The 20,083-nt window shown below is 70.1% G+C and carries 19 protein-coding genes, 1 tRNA gene and 1 pseudogene; 15 read left to right on the top strand and 6 right to left on the bottom strand.

Annotation, left to right across the window (positions count from 1 at the left end; genetic code table 11):
• Window positions 1-51: 51 nt before the first annotated feature.
• The 4 genes from OHA91_RS05075 (at window position 52) to OHA91_RS05060 (ending at window position 5,671) form a co-directional block, all read left to right on the top strand.
• Window positions 52-315: a UBP-type zinc finger domain-containing protein gene (locus tag OHA91_RS05075; protein WP_031147460.1), complete on the top strand. Its 264-nt coding sequence runs from the start codon at window positions 52-54 to the stop codon at window positions 313-315.
• Entirely contained in the window at window positions 315-2,072 is a 1,758-nt protein-coding gene (locus tag OHA91_RS05070; protein ID WP_328738694.1) for an FAD-dependent oxidoreductase, read from the top strand. Before OHA91_RS05075 ends, OHA91_RS05070 begins: the two co-directional genes overlap by 1 nt.
• A 132-nt stretch (window positions 2,073-2,204) precedes the next feature.
• Entirely contained in the window at window positions 2,205-3,338 is a 1,134-nt protein-coding gene (locus OHA91_RS05065; RefSeq protein ID WP_328738693.1) for a hypothetical protein, read from the top strand.
• Window positions 3,339-3,496: 158 nt separating this feature from the next.
• Window positions 3,497-5,671, top strand: coding sequence for an FUSC family protein (locus OHA91_RS05060; RefSeq protein ID WP_328738692.1), 2,175 nt, complete (start codon window positions 3,497-3,499; stop codon window positions 5,669-5,671).
• Here the strand turns inward: OHA91_RS05060 and OHA91_RS05055 are convergent.
• From OHA91_RS05055 to OHA91_RS05045, 3 genes are all read right to left on the bottom strand, one after another.
• Window positions 5,645-5,959, bottom strand: a complete 315-nt coding sequence (locus OHA91_RS05055; RefSeq protein WP_328741083.1) for a phosphate-starvation-inducible PsiE family protein — start codon at window positions 5,957-5,959, stop codon at window positions 5,645-5,647. The two genes, OHA91_RS05060 and OHA91_RS05055, sit on opposite strands and share 27 nt — an antisense overlap.
• 601 nt (window positions 5,960-6,560) lie before the next feature.
• A tRNA-Met gene (locus tag OHA91_RS05050) sits at window positions 6,561-6,634 on the bottom strand.
• 239 nt (window positions 6,635-6,873) lie between these two features.
• Window positions 6,874-7,164 carry a hypothetical protein gene (locus OHA91_RS05045; protein ID WP_031147469.1) on the bottom strand — a complete coding sequence of 97 codons (291 nt, stop codon included), beginning with the start codon at window positions 7,162-7,164 and terminating at the stop codon, window positions 6,874-6,876.
• 243 nt (window positions 7,165-7,407) lie between these two features.
• Between OHA91_RS05045 and OHA91_RS05040 the strand changes: the two genes are divergently transcribed.
• Window positions 7,408-7,686 (top strand): GlsB/YeaQ/YmgE family stress response membrane protein, encoded by a 279-nt coding sequence (locus OHA91_RS05040; protein WP_031147471.1) that lies wholly within the window; start codon window positions 7,408-7,410, stop codon window positions 7,684-7,686.
• A gap of 124 nt (window positions 7,687-7,810) precedes the next feature.
• The gene (locus OHA91_RS05035; protein ID WP_031147473.1) at window positions 7,811-8,284 is read left to right on the top strand and encodes an SPW repeat protein; all 474 of its coding nucleotides are present in this window, start codon (window positions 7,811-7,813) and stop codon (window positions 8,282-8,284) included.
• Window positions 8,285-8,700: 416 nt separating this feature from the next.
• Here the strand turns inward: OHA91_RS05035 and OHA91_RS05030 are convergent, their stop codons facing one another.
• Complete coding sequence (locus OHA91_RS05030) at window positions 8,701-10,980, bottom strand: catalase (protein WP_328738691.1); 2,280 nt, start codon at window positions 10,978-10,980, stop codon at window positions 8,701-8,703.
• Window positions 10,981-11,806: 826 nt separating this feature from the next.
• On the opposite strand from OHA91_RS05030, the gene OHA91_RS05025 reads away from it, so the two are divergent.
• The 3 genes from OHA91_RS05025 to OHA91_RS05015 are packed head-to-tail and all read left to right on the top strand — an operon-like array spanning window position 11,807 to window position 13,652.
• Complete coding sequence (locus OHA91_RS05025; protein ID WP_158714729.1) at window positions 11,807-12,568, top strand: hypothetical protein; 762 nt, start codon at window positions 11,807-11,809, stop codon at window positions 12,566-12,568.
• Between the two features lie 2 nt (window positions 12,569-12,570).
• A complete protein-coding gene (locus tag OHA91_RS05020; RefSeq protein WP_078959115.1) occupies window positions 12,571-13,008 on the top strand; it encodes a phage holin family protein in 438 nt (145 codons plus the stop codon).
• Window positions 12,984-13,652, top strand: coding sequence for a DUF3618 domain-containing protein (locus OHA91_RS05015; protein WP_031147481.1), 669 nt, complete (start codon window positions 12,984-12,986; stop codon window positions 13,650-13,652). Before OHA91_RS05020 ends, OHA91_RS05015 begins: the two co-directional genes overlap by 25 nt.
• Window positions 13,653-13,734: 82 nt before the next feature.
• On the opposite strand, the pseudogene OHA91_RS05010 reads toward OHA91_RS05015, so the two are convergent.
• Together OHA91_RS05010 and OHA91_RS05005 are read right to left on the bottom strand one after the other, a co-directional pair.
• A pseudogene (locus tag OHA91_RS05010) lies at window positions 13,735-14,022 on the bottom strand (SpoIIE family protein phosphatase); the annotation flags it as partial.
• Window positions 14,023-14,902: 880 nt separating this feature from the next.
• Window positions 14,903-15,298, bottom strand: coding sequence for an ATP-binding protein (locus tag OHA91_RS05005; protein ID WP_266494828.1), 396 nt, complete (start codon window positions 15,296-15,298; stop codon window positions 14,903-14,905).
• A 348-nt stretch (window positions 15,299-15,646) separates the two neighbouring features.
• On the opposite strand from OHA91_RS05005, the gene OHA91_RS05000 reads away from it, so the two are divergent.
• The 6 genes from OHA91_RS05000 to OHA91_RS04975 all read left to right on the top strand — a co-directional run bounded on the left by OHA91_RS05000 (window position 15,647) and on the right by OHA91_RS04975 (window position 20,079).
• Complete coding sequence (locus tag OHA91_RS05000; protein ID WP_266494830.1) at window positions 15,647-15,976, top strand: STAS domain-containing protein; 330 nt, start codon at window positions 15,647-15,649, stop codon at window positions 15,974-15,976.
• 28 nt (window positions 15,977-16,004) lie between these two features.
• A complete protein-coding gene (locus tag OHA91_RS04995; protein WP_266494832.1) occupies window positions 16,005-16,199 on the top strand; it encodes a hypothetical protein in 195 nt (64 codons plus the stop codon).
• A gap of 367 nt (window positions 16,200-16,566) precedes the next feature.
• A complete protein-coding gene (locus tag OHA91_RS04990) occupies window positions 16,567-17,613 on the top strand; it encodes a fatty acid desaturase family protein (protein WP_266494834.1) in 1,047 nt (348 codons plus the stop codon).
• A 391-nt stretch (window positions 17,614-18,004) separates the two neighbouring features.
• Window positions 18,005-18,235 carry a DUF5133 domain-containing protein gene (locus tag OHA91_RS04985; RefSeq protein ID WP_266494837.1) on the top strand — a complete coding sequence of 77 codons (231 nt, stop codon included), beginning with the start codon at window positions 18,005-18,007 and terminating at the stop codon, window positions 18,233-18,235.
• Window positions 18,236-18,443: 208 nt separating this feature from the next.
• Entirely contained in the window at window positions 18,444-18,659 is a 216-nt protein-coding gene (locus OHA91_RS04980) for a hypothetical protein (protein WP_125539589.1), read from the top strand.
• Window positions 18,660-18,798: 139 nt separating this feature from the next.
• Window positions 18,799-20,079: a preATP grasp domain-containing protein gene (locus tag OHA91_RS04975; protein ID WP_328738690.1), complete on the top strand. Its 1,281-nt coding sequence runs from the start codon at window positions 18,799-18,801 to the stop codon at window positions 20,077-20,079.
• The last annotated feature ends 4 nt before the right edge of the window (window positions 20,080-20,083 follow it).

The following is a 20,083-nucleotide window of genomic DNA, read 5'->3' as shown; positions in this document are numbered from 1 at the left end:
ACCATCGCCGGCCGCGGCCGATCAGGCCCACTTCACGGAAGGAAAACCCTCATGGCCACGATTCCCGACCCGCACCTGGCGATGGTTCGCCCAGTGACGCCGCGTACCCCGCAGGGCTGCGAGGAGTGCCTCAGGGAGCAGTCCCCGTGGCTCCACCTGCGCCTGTGCCTCACCTGTGGGCACGTCGGCTGCTGCGATTCCTCCCCCCTCAAGCACGCCAGGCGGCATGCGGGGAGCGTCGGTCACCCCGTCGTGCAGTCCTTCGAGCCGGGAGAGGACTGGCGCTGGTGCTTCGTCCACGAGGCGCTGGTCTGATGAGCACGGCCGAGCACGAGAAGGGTGCGGTCCGCGAGACACCGGACCGGTACGGGGCGTTCCCGCGCCTCACGCCGGAGCAGCTCGAGGACCTCAGCGCGCACGGTGAGCGCCGCAGGACCGCCGAGGACGAGGTGCTGTACCGCGAGGGCGAGCCGTTCCGGGAGTTCCTCGTGATCCTCAGCGGGACCGTCGAAATCCTCAGCGACCAGGGCGGCCCCGACGAGCGCACGGTCGCGGTCCACGGACCCGGCAGGTTCCTGGGCGAACTCGGACTGCTGGAAGGCCAGGCAGCGTTCAACACCGCCGTGGTGCGCGAGGCCGGCGAGATCCTTGCCGTACCGGTGGAGCGGCAACGCGCCCTGGTCGGCAGCGACCCCGTCCTCGGCGACCTGATCCTCCGCGCCTACCTGGGCCGCAGGTACCTGCTCATCGGCCTCGGCGCCGGCTTCCGGATCCTGGGGTCGTGCTACTCACGGGACACGCTGCGGCTGCGCGAGTTCGCCGCCCGCAACCGGCTGCCCCACCGCTGGGTGGATCTGGAGAGGGACAAGGAGGCCGAGGCACTGCTGCGCCGGTTCGCCATCCGTCCCGAGGAGACACCGGTGGTCCTCTGGCAGGGCGAGCGGCTCCTGCGCAATCCGAGCAACGCCGAACTCGCCCGGCTCATCGGGCTGCCCGCCCCCGCCCCCTCGGCCGAGAACGAACGGTGCGAGGTCATGGTGGTCGGTGCGGGCCCCGCAGGACTCGCCGCCGCCGTGTACGGCGCCTCCGACGGCCTCACCACGGTCACCGTCGACGCCGTGGCCACGGGAGGCCAGGCCGCGACCTCGTCCCGCATCGAGAACTACCTCGGCTTCCCGTCCGGCATCTCCGGGGGCGAACTCATCGAGCGTGCGGTGCTCCAGGCGCACAAGTTCGGCGCCCGCCTGATGGTGCCGGCGGAGGTCAGCGCGCTCACCCCGCAGGACGATGAGTACATCGTCACGTTCACAGACGGCTCCCGGACCCGGGCCGGCGCCGTGGTGCTCGCCTCGGGCGTGCGGTACCGCAGACTCGAAGTGCCCGGCATCGACCGCCTGGAAGGGATCAGCGTCTACTACGCGGCGACGGTCCACGAGGCCGGCCTCTGCCGCGCCGACCCGGTCGCCGTGGTCGGCGGCGGGAACTCCGCCGGACAAGCGGCGCTGTTCCTCGCCCAGCACGCGTCCGAGGTCCACCTCCTCGTCCGGGGCAGCGACCTCAACGCGGACATGTCGCGCTACCTGGTGGACCAGGTGGAGCAGCACCCCAAGATCGAGGTGCTGCTCCACACCGAAGTACGGGGCGTCGCTGGGGAGGAGAAGCTGGAGTCGCTGACGGTGGAGGACAACGCAAGCCATGAGCGCCGTGAGCTGCAGGCCGCGGCGCTGTTCGTGTTCATCGGCGCCCGGCCGCGCACGGAATGGCTCAAGGGCGTGCTGGCTCTGGACGAGAGGGGCTTCGTGCTCACCGGCGCCGACGCCGGGGCGGTGGCCGATACGAACCGGTGGGCCTCACTGGGCCGCGATCCGATGCTGCTGGAGACCACCCTGCCCGGGGTCTTCGCCGCCGGCGACGTCAGGAGCGGCTCGGTGAAACGGGTGGCCTCGGCGACCGGTGAAGGCGCCATGGCGATCCGCCTCGTGCACGAGCACCGGGAACGGAAGGGAAACCTGGTCACCGTCGGCCCCGAGGGACGCCGGCCGGAAGCGGGCGGGCCCGTGTCCTCGCGCTGACCCGGCCCCTGACGGACCCGACACATGGCCCCACCCCGTACGGACAGCGTGTCACCACGGCTTCGCCTCCACCCCGGGGCATCCTGTGAACCCTTGCAATCGCGGAGCACAGCCGAGGAGGATGGTCCGGTCGTGCGGGAGTCGTCGCAGGGCGTCACGGTCGTAGCTCTCCTGGCCGATCCGGACGCGCCCACGGACGTCGCGCGGCGCATCGCCCGGATGCTTCCTGACCGGCTCGCCGAAAAGGCGGGCCAGGGACGTCGCTTCGACGTCAAGGTGGTCAGCGAGCCCTTCACCTCGGGGACCGAGGACCCGCACACCTTGATGCGCCGGATCATGGAGCGCGCAAGTGCGGAGAACTGGGACATCGTGGTGGCCCTCACCGACCTTCCGCTGCACTCACACGGGCGCAGGATTCTTGTGGATCTGAGTCACGAACACGGCTTGGCGCTGCTGTCCCTTCCTTCCCTGGGGGGCTTGCGGCTGCAGACGAGGGCCCGGCGGGCCGTGGAAGAAGCCGTGCTCGGCTTGGCCGGTCCGCAGGCCACCGGGGCGGAGGGGCTTCCGCGGAGTCAGCCGCTTCCGGGCCCCTTCGCCGGTCGTCTCGCGCCTGTCCACCGGGGCCAGGTCGGTGACGAGGAGGCTGCCGATCTCCGGTACATCGTCAGCGGGCCGCGCGGCTACCTGCGGGTGCTCGTCGGTATGGTCCGCGCGAACCGGCCTTGGCGCTTGGTGTCGGGCCTGTCGAAAGCCCTGGCGGCCGCACTCGCCACGGGAGCCATCGCCACCCTGGACTCCACCACCTGGAGCCTCTCCGGTGCCCTGAGCGCGCCACGCCTCGTGATCGCCATGGTCGGGTCCGTCGGACTCATGATCGGCTGGCTGATCGTGGACGGGGAGCTGTGGCACCGATCGACGGAGGGATCGCCGGAGGCGAGGCAGAGGGCGCGGCTCTACAACACCTCGACGGTCCTCACCGTCGGTATCGGGGCGCTCGTCTGCTACGTGGGATTGATGGTCATCAACTTGGTGTGGGCGCTGTTCATCCTCAACGACCGGGTGTTCGCTTCCACGACAGGAACCCCGCTGCACGCCACGGAGTACTTGACGTTGTCCTGGTTCGTCGCTTCGGTCGCCACGGTGGCCGGCGCGCTGGGATCGGGCTTGGAGAGCGACGAGGCGATCCGCGCAGCCACCTACTCCACGCGCGAAGAGCAACGTCGCCACATGCTCCAAGGCGACCACGGTGATCAGCTGGTGACCTGAGTCGGAGATGCGTCGCTGGTTGGTGATCGTCAGGGCCCGACGACATCGCCGGTCGATCGGCGGCCCCCGAGGGCCACGAAGACCCCCGCCTCACGCTCAACGTTCTCGGCGGCGTGGCCGGCACGACCCGGGAGCGGGGCCGGGCTAGGCTCCTGCCCGTGACGTGGCTGCGGGCCCTCCGGGAAGTCGTGCGATCCGGGCTCACGATCGAGGAGGCGCGACTGGAGCCCCTGCTCGCGCTGCGCACAGCTGTGGGGGTGGCGCTCGTCATCGGGCCGGCGCTGTGGCTCGCCTCCCCGGCGTACGCCGCGTCCGCCGCCCTCGGCGCCTACTCCGCGGGCGCAGCCACGTTCCAGCGCACCTGGCGTCCCCGCAAAGTCATCGCGCTCGGCGCGGGCGTAGGTCTGGCACTCGGCACCTTCCTCGGGTATCTGGCCGCGGGGCGACTCGCGACGTTCCTCCCACTGCTGGCCGTATGGGCCTTCGCCGCAGGGATGGCGTGGGCCGTCGGATCGACCGCCGGGATCGTCGCGGCGACGACGGTCGGCAGCATGCTGGTGACCGTCACCCTGCCCACGAGCATCGGGCAGGCTCTGGAGCACGCCGGGATCATCGCGCTCGGGGGCGTGGCGCAGGCCCTGCTGATCCTGCTGTTCCCGATCCGCCGTTGGGGGGCGCATCGGGACGCGCTCGCCGACGCCCTGGCCGCCGTGGCGGACTACGCCCGCCGGCTGCGGCACGACCCGACCGCCCCGTTCGACCCGGAACCGTTGATGACGGCCCGGGACGCGGCCGCCGTGACGCCGTCGCAGGCCCGCACCCGTCCCTCCGTCCTGCACGGCCCCAGGGGACTCGCCGAGCGCATTCGGCCCGTCGTCGCCGCACTCGCCGACCCGGGCGTCGGCGCCCCGCCGGAGGGGCCCGGGCGGGACCGGGCAAGGGAGTTGCTCGACGCCGCCGCCGAGGTCCTGGATGCGGCCGCCCGTTCGATCCGCCGCGGCACTCCCGCCGAGGTGTCGCCCGGAAGCACGGACGCCCTGTGCGTCGACGAGGAGCACGAGGTGCTGGAGGGCCCCGCGCGGCAGGCCGCCGAGCGGCTCGTGGAACTGCTCGGCGAGGCCTTGGAGATCGCCCGGTGCGGCACGCCCGGGAGGACGCCCGCGCCGCCCGTCCCCGAGGACGCCCAGGTTCTGGTGCGCCCGACCATGTTCCGGCTGGTCCCGGTCGTGGTCCGGGCGGTCCGACGTGAGCTCCGCCGGGACTCGCCCGTGTTCCGGCACGCCGTCCGCCTGGCGGCGGTGGCCACGCTCGGCTACCTGATCGCCGCCCGGCTTCCGGTGGGCCACGGCTATTGGGTGCCCATCACCTCGGTGATGGTGATGCGGCCGGACTTCCACCAGACGTACGCGCGGGCGGTGGCCCGTCTCGCCGGGACCCTGGCGGGGGTCGCGCTCGCCACCGGGATGGTGCGGGCCCTGGGCCCGGACGCCCAGGTGTTCGGCCTGCTGGCGGTGGTCTCGGCGGGCCTGTCGTTCATGCTGAACCGTACCGGCTACGCCTACTCCCAGTGCTTCACTGCCGCATACGTCGTCTTCCTGCTCGGCATGGGCGGCCAGGCGTGGGAGCAGACGGTCCCGGAGCGGGTGGTGCTCACCCTGCTCGGCGGGGCCCTCGCGATGCTGGCGTACATGGTGTTCCCCGCATGGGAGACACCCCGACTGCCGGGCCGGCTTGCGGACTGGCTCGCCGCCGAGGGCCGCTACGCGGCCGCGGTGCTCCGCAGCTACGCCGAACCGACCCGGGAACATCACGCCGACCTGCGCAGGGCACTGCTGGCGAGCAGGGAGGCACGCGCCGCCTGGCAGGAGGCGTACGACCGGGCAAGGCAGGAACCGGTCCGCCCCAGGGGCCTGACGTCACGCGAGGCGGAGGAGGCGCAGGAGGCGATCAAGGGCTTCGACCGGGCGGCGATGCTCATGGAGAGCCACGTCCCGCGGGCCGACAGCCGTCCCGTCCCTGAGGCGCAGCGGTTCGCCGAGGCCATGGAGGCGGACACCGCGCAGGCGGCGGTCGACGTGCGCGAGCACAGGAATCCGGACTGGGCGCGCCTGGAGGAGGCGCTCCACGCGTGGGAGGGCGCCGCCGCCGGCGACGGGAGCCCGGTGGTGCGGCGCGGGGCGGAACTGCAGAAGCGGGCCTTGGAGGACCTCGCGACGGCCGTGAGCCGTACCCCCCTGGAACGGGACGTCGGCTCCGCTCGCGAGGAGCAGCGGGTGCGGGCGGCCGCGGCGGCGGAAGGTGACGGATCAGGACCCGCCCACCGGGGTGGGTGACGGCTCCGGCGACGGAGGAGCGCGCCGCGCCTCCTGGAGCGGGAAGTAGTCTCCCGGCCGCGTCGAGCGACGCCACACGTACCTCGCTGTCGCCATCACGAGGATCAGACCTGCCAGGACGAGCAGTTCGCCCCCCTCGACATTCCACCGGAAGGACTTCTCCGCCTCGGCCGTCACGATGAGCACCTTGCGGATGCCGGCAACCAGGCCGACGACGAGGAACGGCTCCGCGTCAAGGGTCTGGTTCCTGATGGTCAGGCGGACGGTGTGGAGCAGCTCGGCCACGATGAACAGGACAAGGCTGTTGTCCAGGGCGGACAGAACGACTGCCTCCTCCTCGTACGGCCCCTGGATCGACCTGATGACGTCGTGGACGACCCCGACGGTCGGATCCCCGCGAGCAGTACGAGGAGCGCCGCGACAATGAGGTGGATGCCGTCCTCGAGGAGCTGTAGGAGGCCTTGTACCCGGCCCCCGCCCACGGTCTTCGGGAGTTTGGGTCTCACAGTCGGCATCCTAGGGGCGCCCCAGGCCAGCGGGCTGGGCTCGCTGTGCTGCCAAACGGGTGGACGAGGGATTCCTCCCTGGTGGCAGCCAGCGGGGGTGGGACGAGGCGCGACATCAGTGACCGAGTTCTACCCCGCGGCCGGAGAAGGCAGCGCCGGGGTCGGCCTCGTTCCTCGCGGCGGCCCTGCCGGCCACAGACGTCGTCCCGCGGGTGTGATTGTCGAGGAACACCAGTTTGGCCATGTTGGGGCGCTGCGCCGGCAGGCCCGGGGCGCCACGGCCCAGGTGCCCGGCGAACAGCGTGTGACCCAGGCGGACGCCAGCACGGCACTACAGCAGAAGGGCCCAGATCTCTATCGGAGATCTGGGCCCTTCTGAGCAGTAGCAGGGACAGGATTTGAACCTGCGACCTCTGGGTTATGAGCCCAGCGAGCTACCGAGCTGCTCCACCCCGCGTCGTGCCTCCACCATACGGCACCTTTGGCCTGGGCTTCTCCGGATTTCCTGGCCGACCTGCTGTCGCAAGCGCTCGCAGCTTGCAGGAGCATTCGATCTCTGCCGCCTCCGGCGATGGGGGAGTGCGGGCCGCAGCTGCCGGGGAGCGGCGGCCCGCACTGCTGTTTCCGAGGATGTCCTGACGACTGCGAAGCTATGCGGTTCGCGTGGTGCCGAGGGCCTACCGGGTGGCCTTGCTATCAGTCTGAGTCCCACGGAAAGCATCGGCGCGAGATGTCGGATGAGGGGGGCAGGATCCCGCGGGGCCAGTGTCCGAGCCAGAACGCGGCCGCCGAGGGCTGGTCTTGGGCCTCGGTGGAGCCGTCGTGCAGCAGGTGCTCGGTCGGGGCTACGTAGCCCTCGCCGGGAGCGAGGCGTATTCGGATGATGCGGATGGGGCGGCCGCTGGCGACGTAGTCGCGGTAGTCCTGGGTGTGCGGGTAGCGGTGGGCGTGGTAGTCGGGGTGGACGGCTCGGCAGACGGCCCGCACCGGAGCGGCCCCAGGTGCGCTGGGGCGGTGGTGTCCGACCGACCCGGAGCCTGACCGTCGCGTGGTCGTCAGACTCGAGCGCTCGCTTCGTGCATATGTAGGCCAGCCATTGTCATTGACCTGTGGTCCCGACACCGTTCCGTCCTGGCCTGGCGAATGATCAAGAGTCCCGACGTTTGTAACGCTCGGAGAGGTGAAGACGAGCGTTAACACCCGCTTTATTCATCGAGGTAGGAGAAGTGCATGGGCATCATTGCTTGGATCTTGATCGGCTTGCTCGCGGGCTTCATCGCCAAGGCGCTGATGCCCGGCAAGGACCCGGGCGGGATCATCGTCACCATGCTTATCGGCATCGCGGGCGGCCTGCTCGGCGGATGGCTGGGCAAGGTCATCTTCGGCGTCGACTCCATCGACGGGTTCTTCGATCTCTCCACCTGGATCGCTGCCATCATCGGCTCCGTCATTCTCCTCATCGTCTACCGACTGATCGCGGGCAACAGGCGACACCACCGGCACGCCTGAGCGGCCCGGCTTTGCGCCAGACGGAACGGCTCCCCCTCACCGAGGGCGGAGCCGTTCCGCTGCGCCGGGTTCATGTCCTATTTATGGGCATATGCGGATCATTACTCCTTCTCTGGAGGTCAGCATGGCGTCAACCCATCGCGCGCCCATCGAAGAGCACCCCGACCTGGTGGAGCTGCGTGCCAGGCACGACCGCGCGGCCGCCACGCCTCGCGCCCAGATGGTCGAGGCCCTTGCCCTGCTCACAGGTCTCTACCTCGCCGCATCCCCCTGGATAGTCGGCTTCAACGGCTTTACCACTCTGGCCGTCACCAACCTCATCGCCGGCATCGCCTACATGCTCCTGCTCGGCGGTCTCGGCAACTCCTACGAGCGCACCCACTCGATGGCCTGGGCTGCGGCCGCTATCGGCATTTGGGCCTGTGTCGCCCCCTGGGTCGTCGCGGGCGACGTCGCCCACACGCGGTCGATCACCAGCAACCTCATCACCGGCGTCATCGCCACCCTCCTCGCCCTCGCCGCAGCCTCCGCGGCCCGTGACGACAGCGCCAACCGCCGCGACCACGGAATGCGGCGTCCCATGCCCGGAACGCGCTGACAGCCCACCCGGCAGAGCCGCGAGCCCGTAGCTTGTGACAGAGGCCTGCCATCCCCCTTTGGCAGCGTGAGTCAAAGGGCGCAAGCCCGTGATCCACCCCGGCCCGGTCCCGACGCACCGAACATCGTCACCCACGAGCCACCCTGAAGCCGCAGACTCCCCAGCTGCCCGGTGGGAGCGATGGCGTGATTCAGAAGGCGTGTCTGAACGGATGCTGGCCCTGATCGAAATGGCCGCAGCCGGCGCCGATGCGAGGCGCCAGGGGAGCCGCCCGCGGCGCCCGGGTGTGATGCTGCTGATCCGCAGCTCGGTCGATGAATCATCGACCACTCTGATCTCCAGGCCGTATCGAGGACTCCGGCATCTCCCCGCCGCGGTCGCTCCCGAGAGGGTGCGGTCGCGGCGGGGGAGGAGCCTCACATGGCGGCGGGGAAGCGTTCCCAGACGCGGTGGGCTGCGAGCAGTTCCATGAGCTGGCGCATTCCCTGGGCGCCGTCGGTGACGACGACGCCCGGTTCGCCGACCGAGATTCCGGCCGCCTCGAAGAGGGCTTCCGCCCCGCCCAAGCCGATGAGGGCCTTGCCGTGCTGGTAGGCCTCGGTGAGCAGAGCGAGGACACGGGGGTCGCTGACCGGCGGCCTGGGGGCTCCGGCCTTGGCGTCGCGAGCCCCGTAGGCGTCGGCGCCCGCTCCGGGCACACCCGCGAAGACCAGCGCGTCGAATTCGACCGAGCGGGCGGTGGCGAAGGTGCGCTGGACCGTCACCGTGTCGGAGCCGGTGCCCAGTACTCCGCCGGCCGCCGCCACGACCAGCGGCACCATTCCGGCGTCGAGGATGGCCTGGCGCACCCCGTTCACGCCGACCATGTCCATGGCCTGGCCGGTGACGATGCCGATGACGCGTCCATGCAGCGGCCAGGTGCGGCCGACCTGGGACAGGGCGGGGCTCGGGCGGACGTCGGCGAGCGGCTCGGTGGCGGCCGGTGCCGGCAGGCCCAGTCCGGCCGCGACCTGGGAGCACAGCTCGGGGTCGATGTTGGCGAGTACGCCGAGGGCGCGTTCCTTGATGGCCTGCTCGTAGCACTTGGCCAGCTCGAAGGTGTAGGCGGCGATGATGTGCTCGCGCTCCACCGGGCTCATGCTGAGCCAGAACAGGCGCGCCTGGGAGAAGTGGTCGGCGAACGAGGCGGGTGCTTCGCGTACCTTGCGTCCGGCGGGAACCTCGACGGGTACCTCGATGAACGCGCCGGTGTCGGCGCCGGCGAAGAACGGGCAGCCGCCGTCGAGGCTGTTGGGCTTGTAGGGGGCTACGCCCCGGTGTACGGCCGTCTGGTGGAAGCCGTCGCGGAGCATGTCGTTGACGGGTGCGTGGGTGCGGTTGATCGGGATCTGCGGGAAGTTGGGGCCGCCGAGCCGGGTGAGCTGTGTGTCCAGGTAGGAGAACATCCGGCCGGCCAGCAGCGGGTCGTCGGTCGCGTCGATGCCCGGGACGAGGTGTCCGGTGTGGAAGGCGACCTGCTCGACCTCGGCGAAGAAGTTCGACGGGTTCGCGTTCAGCGTCAGCAGCCCGACCGGCTTCACCGGCGCGAGCTCCTCCGGAACGATCTTCGTCGGGTCGAGGAGGTCGATGCCCTCGAACATCTGGTCGTCGGTGTCGGGGAAGGTCTGGATGCCCAGCTCCCACTGCGGGAACGCGCCGGACTCGATGGCGTCGAAGAGGTCCCGGCGGTGGAAGTCGGGATCGACCCCGGCGAGGATCTGCGCCTCCTCCCACACGAGGGAGTGCACGCCCAGCTTGGGCTTCCAGTGGAACTTCACCAGCGTCGTGGTGCCCTGGGCGTTGACGAGGCGGAAGGTGTGGACGCCGAAGCCCTCCATCATCCGGTAGGAGCGGGGGATGCCCCGGTCGGACATGTTCCACAGGGTGTGGTGGGTGGCTTCGGTGTGCAGGGACACGAAGTCCCAGAACGTGTCGTGCGCGGACTGGGCCTGCGGGATCTCGCGGTCCGGGTGCGGCTTGCCGGCGTGGATGATGTCGGGGAACTTGATCGCGTCCTGGATGAAGAAGACCGGGATGTTGTTTCCGACCAGGTCGAAGACGCCTTCCTCGGTGTAGAACTTCGTCGCGAAGCCGCGGGTGTCGCGGACGGTGTCGGCGGAGCCGCGCGAGCCGAGCACGGTGGAGAACCGTACGAACACCGGCGTTTCGGTGTCCCGGGCGAGGAACGCGGCCTTGGTGACCGTTTGCGCGGTGCCGTAGGACTGGAAGACGCCGTGCGCGGCCGAGCCGCGGGCGTGGACCACACGCTCGGGGATCCGCTCGTGGTCGAAGTGCATAAGCTTTTCACGCAGGTGGTGGTCCTGCAGCAGCACCGGCCCCCGGGAGCCCGCCTTGAGCGAGTGGTCCGTGTCGGGCAGACGGACGCCCTGCGCGGTCGTCAGGTACGCGCCGCTCTGCGCGACCCTGGCCGGGTCCGCGCCGGTGGGCTGGCCGGTCGGACTGACCGTCTCCGGGCCGCTCTGATCCGCTTTCGGCGGCAGCGGCTCCACAGGCTCGGTCGGCTCCACCACCTGCGGGGAGACCGGAGCGGGCTTACCGGGGACACCGTCCTCCGGTCCGTCGCTCGGCGCGCCGTCGCCGTGCAGGGCGCCGGCGATCTTGTCAGTAACTGCCTTGACCGGGTTCTTCTCGGACATCACATCTCCAGACACAGGGGACAGGCCCTACACCTGTGACCCGAAACCATGCGTTCGGAAACGGGGGCTAGCCTGTCCGGTCCTGTGGCCGACGCCGATGACGCCGAGAACCGCTGACCGCTGTCCAACCGCAGCGAGCCAGATCGCCTGGGCGGCCGGCATGCCCGTGCGGAGACCCAGCTCTCCTGGAGATTCCCCCACGACTCAGCCGCCGCCCGCCTGGTCCCTGTCCCGCCCTGTGCAAGGAGTGCTCGGAGGTCCTGACAAGTACTGGGCCCGCATCCAGTGGCTTCTCCTGAAGGTGGGGCCGGGCGCGAACCTCCGCTTCACCGTGGTCATGGCCGCAGGCGAGATCGCCGTCGCGGTTCTGGGCGGGCTGATGCTCGGAGTGTTCCCAGACGTGGTCCTCATCCCCCGCGCTGGCCTTGATCCTGCTCGCCTCTGCGGTCAAGCTCGCACGCCCAACTGACTCCGCCACCCTCCCCCTCCCTCGCCGCGTCGGGGTGCCTCCCGTTCTCATGAACATCACTCCGGCCTGATTGGGCGCCCCCTAAAGTCCTGAAAACCGGCGCCCGAAACCGTGAAAAAAGCAGGCGCATGGACTGCGGGGCACATGAAGGAGCACGGCTGCTTTTCTCGCGTCCGTGGAAGCCCCTGAGGGTATGTCGCCGACTGCGGGCAGCCAGGGAAAGGCACCGCACAGATCGTATTGCAAGCGCCGACCAGCGTCTGAGCGCCATCGCTTCCGCTGCGCCGATCGGGGTTAGACCTCGAAAGGCGGGCAGGTGCCTCCTGAACACACGATCGCCATTCATGAGGAGGAGCCTTGAGTGACTTCCAGAATGCGCGCCGTCAGGAAGAGAGCAATACGGCGGCCGTAGCGCACACGGTGCAGGAAAAGGCCAGCGAGAGCGCATCGCTGGTCGGCAGCAAGGCCGCCGAAGTGGGCGGCACGGCCAAGGACCAGGCGGCCAATGTCGTCGGCGAGGCCACCGCGCAGGCTCGGGACCTCGTGGGGGAACTGCGCACCCAGCTGACGGACCAGGCGCAGACCCAGACGCAGAGGCTGGCGGAGAACGTACGCCGGCTGTCCCAGGAGCTGCGGGAACTCGGCGAGAACGGCAAGCCCGACTCCACCATGGCGGACGTCGCCCGTCAGATAGCCGACGGCGGGCACCAGATCGCCGCCCACGTCGAAAAGCGAGGCCCTGACGGGCTGGTTGGCGACCTGCAGAGTTTCGCCCGCCGCCGCCCGGGCGTCTTCCTGGCGGGCGCGGCCCTCGCGGGCTTCGTCGTCGCACGGGCCGGCAAGAGCGTCAGTGCGGCCGGGTCTGCCGGAACCCCCTCGGCAGCCCACGACGACAGCGCCGGCGCCCCATCCCCCACCCCGCCGCCCGCCCCTTCGGGCGATGCAGCACCGGTGGCGGGATCCCACCCCGGTCGCACCGGAGTACCCGTTGGCGTCGCGGATCCTCTCGGCACCTACGGGCAGTCCGAGCGGCCACAGGTCACCCCTGCCCCGCCGGCTTACCCGCCGACGAGCGAGCCGCCCACCAGCGGCGTGTCGCGACCCGGGGGAGGGATCTGAGCATGGCCCTCTCCTCCCATGAGCGACCGACGGCCCCGGCCCCGCCCCCGCCGTCGATGCCGCCGGATGCCTCGATAGGCGATCTGATCGGTGAGATCGGTCAGGACGTGTCCCAACTGGTCCGCACCGAGATCGAATTGGCGAAGGCCGAGATCAAGCAGGAGTCCGCCAAGGCGGGCAAGGCGGTCGGCATGCTGGGCGGAGCGGGCTACGCCGGACACGTCGTGCTCCTCTTCGCCAGCCTGACCGTCGTCTTCGCCCTCGCCAACGTGATGGACCCCGCTTGGGCGGCCCTGATCGTCACGGTGCTGTGGGCCGTCGTGGGCGGGGTCCTCTACGCGATGGGCCGCAAGCGCCTGCGCACGGTCAACCTCAAGCCCGAACAGACCGTTGAGACCTTGAAGGAGGACGCGCGATGGGCACGACACCCGACGAGCTGAGGACCGACGTGGAATACAGGCGAGCGCACCTCGCGCGCAACGTCGACCTCCTGGCGGACAGGATGACCCCGAGCAAGGTAGCCCAGCGCAAAGTCGACTCGATGCGCCATCGGGCCACTGGAGTGAAGGAGCGAGTCATGGGCACAGCACACGATGCTGCGCACGAAACCTCCGGAGGCATCCACCAGGCGGCGGACAGCGTGACGGAGACGGCCCAGCAGATCGCAGGGAGCGTGCAGGAGGGCGTTCAGCAGGCCCCGGCGCAGATCAAGCGCCAGACTCAGGGCAGCCCGCTCGCCGCAGGCCTGATGGCTTTCGGCGCCGGCATGCTCGCAGCAGCCCTCCTGCCGACCACCGAGGTCGAGGAGCGGGCGGGTCAGCAACTGCGCGAGCACTCCGATGAACTGCTGGAACCGGTCAAGCAGACCGCAATCCACGCTGCCGAGGAGGTCCGTGACGAGATGAAGGAGCCGGTCGCCGAAGCTGTCGAATCGGTGAAGGACACCGCTCAGGAGGCGGTCTCCACCACGACCGAGCACGCGCAGCACACCGGTCAGGAAACTGCCGACGAACTGCGCCACGTAGGGGAGGAGGCAGCCGGTCAGGCGCGTGGCAGCTCCACCGGTCAGCGACCCCCGATCTAGGCCACCCGAAAAGAAGGGCTTCCAGCCGGTCACCAGGCCGCAGGTCCAGCGTCTGCACCCGGTAGGTGACGGCCGGCGATCCATGGACATTGAGGCCGAACGGTAGATCGACTTCGGGAACGACCTCCTGTACCTGCCCGTCGCGCATCCGCAGCGGCCACGGATGCCCGGCGTTGACGAACTCCGCCAGGCCGTCGAGCAGACCGATGCGCAGCAGCTGACCGGTGACGTAGCCCCTGCGGCCGTGATCGCGCATGGCCTGGTCGGCCTGGTGGGCCTGTTCCCCGAGATCGGCGCCCGCCCGCCGCGCCCGCCGCAGAGCACCTACGACGAGGGTGGCCAGCAGCGCGGCGTCGACGTCGTGGCCCATGGCGTCGGTGACGGAGAGCTGGACCGTATCCCGGTCGATCACGTAGTCGAAGGTGTCGCCCCCGACGTGGTCGGCGGGTTCCAGGGCACCGGCGACCGCGAAATGTGCCGCCTCACATGCCAGCGACGCCGGGAGCAGCCGGTGCTGGATCTCCGCGGCCAGACTCAGCGGCTTGGTGCGCCGGCCCCACTGGTACACGTCGGTATGGGACCGGTTGGCGATGACGATGTACGCCAGCGCGTGCGCGGTCTCACCGATTTCCCGCATCACTTCGGCGCCCGGAGCGGCAGGCAGGAACAGCTCCAGTAGCCCGATGGCATCTCCGCGGTTGGTCACCGGGGCGACGACCCGCACCAACCCACTGTCGCCCCCGTCCTCCACCTGCGGCCGCTGGCTGCGGATCACGTCGTCGTACAGGGTTCCCCGCAGCCGAATGCGCGCGGCCGGCTCACCTGTCTCGACGCTGCCCGCATCCCCCAGCCGTACGAACCGAACTGCCGGTGAAATCAGCGATCAAGAACGATACCGAGGCAGCCCCGAGATGCTCCTTCAGCAGGCGCGCGACCACATCGAGCGACTCCACGGGCGCCGCGGCCCCTCCGCAGCCTCCAACGCCCCCGCCAACGTCATCGCCGTGCCCCGGCGGTTCCGGCTGGTGGAGCGAAGAGACTCCTGCCCATCGTCCGGCTCTCCTGCGGTCACAACGACCCCTTTGCGTGATGGCGGCCGGGACTCAGTCCCGGCGCGGGAAGACCGCGCCAAGGCGGTGTCGCAGCCACATTGCACCACGAGACCCTGGGAGGCCGGAGATCCCGCAGCCTGCGCGGCAATCAATAAAGACGTCGGCTCGGGCCGGGGTCAGCCACAGGCCAACACCCCGCTACCAGGGGAGTTCCGCACAGATGATCTTGCCGCCACCCGCTGCTGGTCTGATCCGGATGTGCGTTGCAAGGCGCTGAAGCATGAACCATCCCCACCCACCGGTTCCGTCCGTGCGAGGGGTCCTTGGCTGGGGCGGCCGGGGGCTGGGGTCGGCGACGCAGACATCGACGGCGTCATCGAGCAGTTCCAGGTGGAGGGAAGAGGGGCCGTCCGTGTGCCGGATCGCGTTGGCAACGAGCTCGGCCACCACCAGGAGGACGTCATCCATGCTCCCGTCCTTGGCAGGTGCCCGTAGGCGGGCAGCGCGCGCGAGGAAGGCGCGGGTGGCCTCACGAGCTGCTGCTCCAGGCCAGCCAGTACGAGACAGGGACTGGTCCAGGACGGTTGTGGTCACCTGTTCCTCCTCCGCGGCGTGCCTATCTGGCGGATGCCCCGCTTCGCGAACGGAAACCGCGCCACAGTCTGCCGAGTGCAGACAGGTGCGACAGCGGATTGCTGTGGCGCGGCCCCGGGCGCTTGCGCGGCCGGGCTGATAAGGGGGTCTGGTGTTCCCTGCGTCGGCGTGACACGCTCGAGGGAACCAGCCTGGTCTGGTGGGAGACCTCGTGCGCCTGAAGACCGGCGGTACGGGTGGTCTCGCTCGGCTGTGAGTGGCCTTCCGACGGCTGCACGCTTGACGGCCTCCTCCGCGTACGCCGGGAGCCGACCGTAATGGGCTTAGATCCCGAACGGCGGACCAGTGATGCTCCCCATCAGGCTTGACCTCGATGTCAGTGTGCAACCCGGCGTGACGGCCGTGACCGTGGCCGGTGAACTCGACATGACCACCTGCCCCACTGTCACCCGAGCCACCGACACCCTGGCCCTGGAGGGTCAGACCCTTGCCCTCGACCTGTCGGCCGTGACCCACATGGACTCCAGCGGCCTCAACATGCTCCTCACCCTGCGCAACCGCGCCCGCGCCGAGCACGGCGTGCTGCACCTGTGCGGCGTCCCGCGCCAGGCGCTGCGCGTCCTCGACCTCACCGGCACCCGCAGCCTCTTCACCCTGCGCCCCTGCCTCACCCCGTGAGAGCCGCGCTCGCGGCCGGGCAGGGTCCATGCTCCTCGACGTCCAGGGCAAGAAGGCCTGCTGGCGGACCCTGGAGACCCTCGCCCACACCGACGAACGCCTTTCCACCGAGCACCTGGACGCCCTGGCGGAACGCGCCGAGAAGCAACTCGTGCTCTTGGAGGAGCTGCGCATCGCGGCAGTCACTCAGGCGCTGTGCCCTCAGCCCTCCAGCACGCGGTAGTCCCGGGGAGTCGCCGCTTCGGCCGTGAGAGGGGGTGGACGCCCCTCCGCGTACGCGCGGTGACCGGCTATGCCGCTCTGGGGCCTTTGGGTCCCACCTGGGCCCGCGAGCCAAGCGAGTCAGGGCAGAGGACTCCCGATAGGGGCTGCGCTCGGTAGGGCAACCCCGTCGGCTCGGTCTGTCGGGCCGCCGACGGGTTGCCCGAGGTCGGGACCATGGCGCAGGGCTGGGAGCACGTCAATGTCGATATCCCGGGTATGCGCAGTACGAGGGAAGCGACACCCGCGCGCCGGCGGGGCCCGGCACAGGGACTTCCGCAGGTGATGTGGCCGCTCCTCCGAGACCGACCAGAAAGCGACCCCCGATCATGAATTTCTCCCAGACGGTGCGTCCTCCTCCCGTACGGGCTGATTCGGGGAGCGACTTCGCCCGACTCTCCCGGAAGATCCAGGAGGCGGGTCTCATGACCCGGCGCCCCGGGTACTACGCACTGCGCATCGCGTCGGTGACGGCCCTGTACGCCGCCGGGTGGACGGCCTTCGTCCTGATCGGCGACAGCTGGTGGACGCTGTTGGTGGCTGCCTTCCTTGCCTTCGTGTTCGGGCAGGTGGCCCTGCTGGCGCACGACCTCGCCCACCGGCAGGTCTTCCGGCTGCGCAAGGCCAGCGAGGTGTCCGGGCGTATCGCCGGCAACCTCGGCATCGGCATGGGGTACGGCTGGTGGCAGGACAAGCACACCCGCCACCACGCCAACCCCAACCACGAGGACCTCGATCCCGACCTCGACCCGGACATCCTCGTCTGGACACAGGACCAGGCCCGCACGGCCAGAGGACTGCCGCGGCTGCTCGGCCGATCGCAGGCCTATCTCTTCTTCCCGCTACTCCTGCTGGAGGGGTTCAACCTGCACGTGTCCGGGGTGCGGTCGCTGTTCGACCGCTCGCTCAAGCACCGGGTGTGGGAGGGGGCCCTGCTCGCCGCTCACATCGCCGCCTACCTCGGCGCGCTGTTCCTGGTGCTGCCGCCGGGCAAGGCCGTCGTGTTCCTCCTCGTCCACCAGTGCCTCTTCGGCGTCTACCTCGGCTCGATCTTCGCCCCGAACCACAAGGGCATGCCGGTCCTGCGGGGCTCCGAGCGGCCCGACTTCCTCAGGCGTCAGGTCCTGACCTCCCGGGACGTACGTGGCGGCCGGTTCACGGACATCGTCCTGGGCGGTCTCAACTACCAGATCGAGCACCACCTTTTCCCGAGCATGCCCAGCCCGCACCTGCGCAGGGCCCAGACCATCGTCCGCGGATACTGCCAGGAGCTTGGCGTCAGCTATCTGGAGACCAGCCTGGTCAATTCCTACCGGCAGACCCTCGCCAGCCTCCACGCGGCCGGAGCCCCACTCAGAGCGCCGCAGACCACCTGACTGCCGCCATGGGCCCCGACCGGGATGCGGGGCGCCGTTTCCACCCCGGTCTCGGGGCAGGCTGTGGCCGTCGAGTGCCCACCCCTTCGACAGCGTTTTCAGCGCAATGCTGGAGAGAGATGTCCCGGCGGCGGGTGTCCGGGCAGGGCCCCAACGCCGGGAAGCCGTCGCGCGCCGAGCGGGGGGTCGGCCGACGACGACAGACTCCTTAACGCCGCCTCTGCCGCAGGGTCACGTACGTGCCCGATTTATGTTGACGGAGCCGCGAGGTGCCCCCTGACGCATCGCGACCGGAGCAGTGGAGCGTGCCGGACGGTGACGGGGATTCAACGGTGATCGGGAGGGTAGGCGACGGCCACCTGTTGGATCTGCTGGCGAAAGGCAACCACCCATGTTGATGGCTCACCCGGCCGTGCTCCCCGGCCTCGTCGACCGTTACTGGGCGCTGTCCGTACTCGACGCTGCGGAGGGCGACTCTCCCGTGCGCGGGGAGATCGAGGACGTCGAGCGGGCGCTCTGCGTGGCCACCGGCACGGCGGACGTGCACGCCGCCCTGATCGCCGCCCGCCACCACCTGCCGGGCACGGGTACCCTCGACGACTCCGTGCTCGTCACCGGCTGATCGATCAGCCGTCAGTGGGGGGCAACCCGCCCTCACGCATACACAAGCGGGATGAGATGCGTGGGGTTCGCGGACGGGGGCCAGCCTGTAGGTGGGGATTTGGCGTGGAGCGACCGCGGACGGCGCCGGGGCGACAGCTGCCCGGTGAAGGTCACCCGTTTGGACGTGAAGGGGTGCTAATGAGCTTGGTGCGGCAGAGGCTTGGCCCATGGCCGCCAAGCTGATCATCTACCCGCCCGACCAGCAGGGCTGGCGACGTGTCCGCTACGACGGTGTTGCCATCGGAGTGGCGCATCGGCCTGCCGATGTTCGTGCCTTTCTCGCCGCGGCCGGTATGGAGAACGCCGAGGATGTCGACCTCACCGACCCTGACTTTGTGGAGTGGCGGGGGGCCGGTCCCGAGGCGTGGGAACCGTTCCCCTGACCTGCCTCCCTAGTCTGCTCGGACGTGACGTGCCGGGGGATGCGGCTCCCCGTCCTGGGCCCGGCCTCGCCCGAATGGGCTGAGCGGGGGATCGCAGGCTGACCGTGGAAGGCCGTGTGGCGACCAGAGGAGCAGAGCTGTGACGGAGACGGGCCCGATCGTCGTGTTCGCGAACTTCCTCTCGGACTTGGCGGTGGATCTCGACGAGGGGCAGATCCTCACGACGTGGGCCCAGCAGGCGCCGCGGAAGGCGTGGCTGCTTCGGCCGGGGGACGTGTTCGTCACTCCCGTGCCGCTGAGCCGGGAGTTCCTGCGTTACGTGTACGACCTGACCGGGGTGCCCCCGGAATCGGTCGCGGTCATCGAGGTACCCCCGGCCGGAGCTGTCCCGCTGGCGCGGGCGGTGCGCGAGGCCGGCCTCCTCGAGCAGGTCCGGGCTCTCGCCGGGGACCGGGGTGCGGCGCTGCTGCCGACGGCGTTGGACGCGTCGGCGATCGCGTTCGCCCGGGACATCGGCATCGACGTCCACCCGTATCCCACGGTCGAGGCCGCAGAGGCCGCCCTGAAGACGACCATGCTGCTCAACACGAAGACCGGCTTCCGCGAGACGGCCGAGCAACTGGGCATGCGGCTGCCCGAGGGGCGGATGTGCCGACGCCCGGAGGCCGAAGGTGTGGCGCGTGAGATCCTGCGGGACCACGAAGGCGTTGTGGTGAAGCCCGACCGTTCGGCCGGAGGGCACGGGATGCGCTTCGTGTCCCGCGACGACCTGAGGGGCGGGGCGGCCCTGCTGCTCGATACGGTGGGTGGGCCCGAGGGCCTTTGGGTGGTGGAGGAGTGCCTTGACGTGGCCGAGTCGGTCAGTATCCAGCTGGAGGTGACCGGCTCCGGAACACGCGCGCTCTTCAGCGGTGCGATGCGTACGGTTCAGGGTTCCTTCACGGGATATGCCTCTCCACTGCCACCGTCCTGTGCACACGTGGCCGGCGAGTTGGAGGAGTGGGGGACGGCCCTGGGACGCCACCTGTCCGACCACGGCTACGCCGGGCCGTTCGGGCTCGACGCGCTGGTGGACACCGAGGGTGTCGCGTACGCGAGTGAGAGCAACATCCGTCGTACGGCCACCACCACCCCTCACGCCATGGTCACCCGGCTGACCGCGGGATCTGCCACCGCACACCCGGCGTGGGCGGTGTCGAAGGGCTGGACACGGACTCCCATGGGCTTCGACTGGGCGCTGGCCCGGCTGCGCGCTTCCCGCCTCGCGTTCGATCCGGATCGCGGCGAGGGCGTGGTCCTGTACGCGGACGTGCCGCCCGATGGCCGTTCCTGGCGGTACGCGGTGATCGCCAGGAGTGCCGGGGACGTGGAGGAGCAGGAAACCGCGCTGGCTGAGGTCCTCGAATTCGAAGGTGGCTGACCAG

Source organism: Streptomyces erythrochromogenes, from assembly GCF_036170895.1.
GTDB lineage: Bacteria > Actinomycetota > Actinomycetes > Streptomycetales > Streptomycetaceae > Streptomyces > Streptomyces erythrochromogenes.
The sequence above is the reverse complement of the archived record's forward strand: the minus strand, read 5'-3'. Positions and strand labels throughout refer to the sequence as shown.

What these genes read in the sequence shown, in the direction of transcription:
- OHA91_RS05020 (WP_078959115.1), top strand. Translation starts at nt 12,571, where the DNA reads ATGGCCCTCTCCTCCCATGAGCGACCGACGGCCCCGGCCCCGCCCCCG.
- OHA91_RS05075 (WP_031147460.1), top strand. Translation starts at nt 52, where the DNA reads ATGGCCACGATTCCCGACCCGCACCTGGCGATGGTTCGCCCAGTGACG.
- OHA91_RS04985 (WP_266494837.1), top strand. Translation starts at nt 18,005, where the DNA reads ATGTTGATGGCTCACCCGGCCGTGCTCCCCGGCCTCGTCGACCGTTAC.
- OHA91_RS05070 (WP_328738694.1), top strand. Translation starts at nt 315, where the DNA reads ATGAGCACGGCCGAGCACGAGAAGGGTGCGGTCCGCGAGACACCGGAC.
- OHA91_RS04990 (WP_266494834.1), top strand. Translation starts at nt 16,567, where the DNA reads ATGAATTTCTCCCAGACGGTGCGTCCTCCTCCCGTACGGGCTGATTCG.
- OHA91_RS05000 (WP_266494830.1), top strand. Translation starts at nt 15,647, where the DNA reads ATGCTCCCCATCAGGCTTGACCTCGATGTCAGTGTGCAACCCGGCGTG.
- OHA91_RS04995 (WP_266494832.1), top strand. Translation starts at nt 16,005, where the DNA reads ATGCTCCTCGACGTCCAGGGCAAGAAGGCCTGCTGGCGGACCCTGGAG.
- OHA91_RS05040 (WP_031147471.1), top strand. Translation starts at nt 7,408, where the DNA reads ATGGGCATCATTGCTTGGATCTTGATCGGCTTGCTCGCGGGCTTCATC.
- OHA91_RS05030 (WP_328738691.1), bottom strand. Translation starts at nt 10,980, where the DNA reads ATGTCCGAGAAGAACCCGGTCAAGGCAGTTACTGACAAGATCGCCGGC.
- OHA91_RS05015 (WP_031147481.1), top strand. Translation starts at nt 12,984, where the DNA reads ATGGGCACGACACCCGACGAGCTGAGGACCGACGTGGAATACAGGCGA.
- OHA91_RS05035 (WP_031147473.1), top strand. Translation starts at nt 7,811, where the DNA reads ATGGCGTCAACCCATCGCGCGCCCATCGAAGAGCACCCCGACCTGGTG.
- OHA91_RS04980 (WP_125539589.1), top strand. Translation starts at nt 18,444, where the DNA reads ATGGCCGCCAAGCTGATCATCTACCCGCCCGACCAGCAGGGCTGGCGA.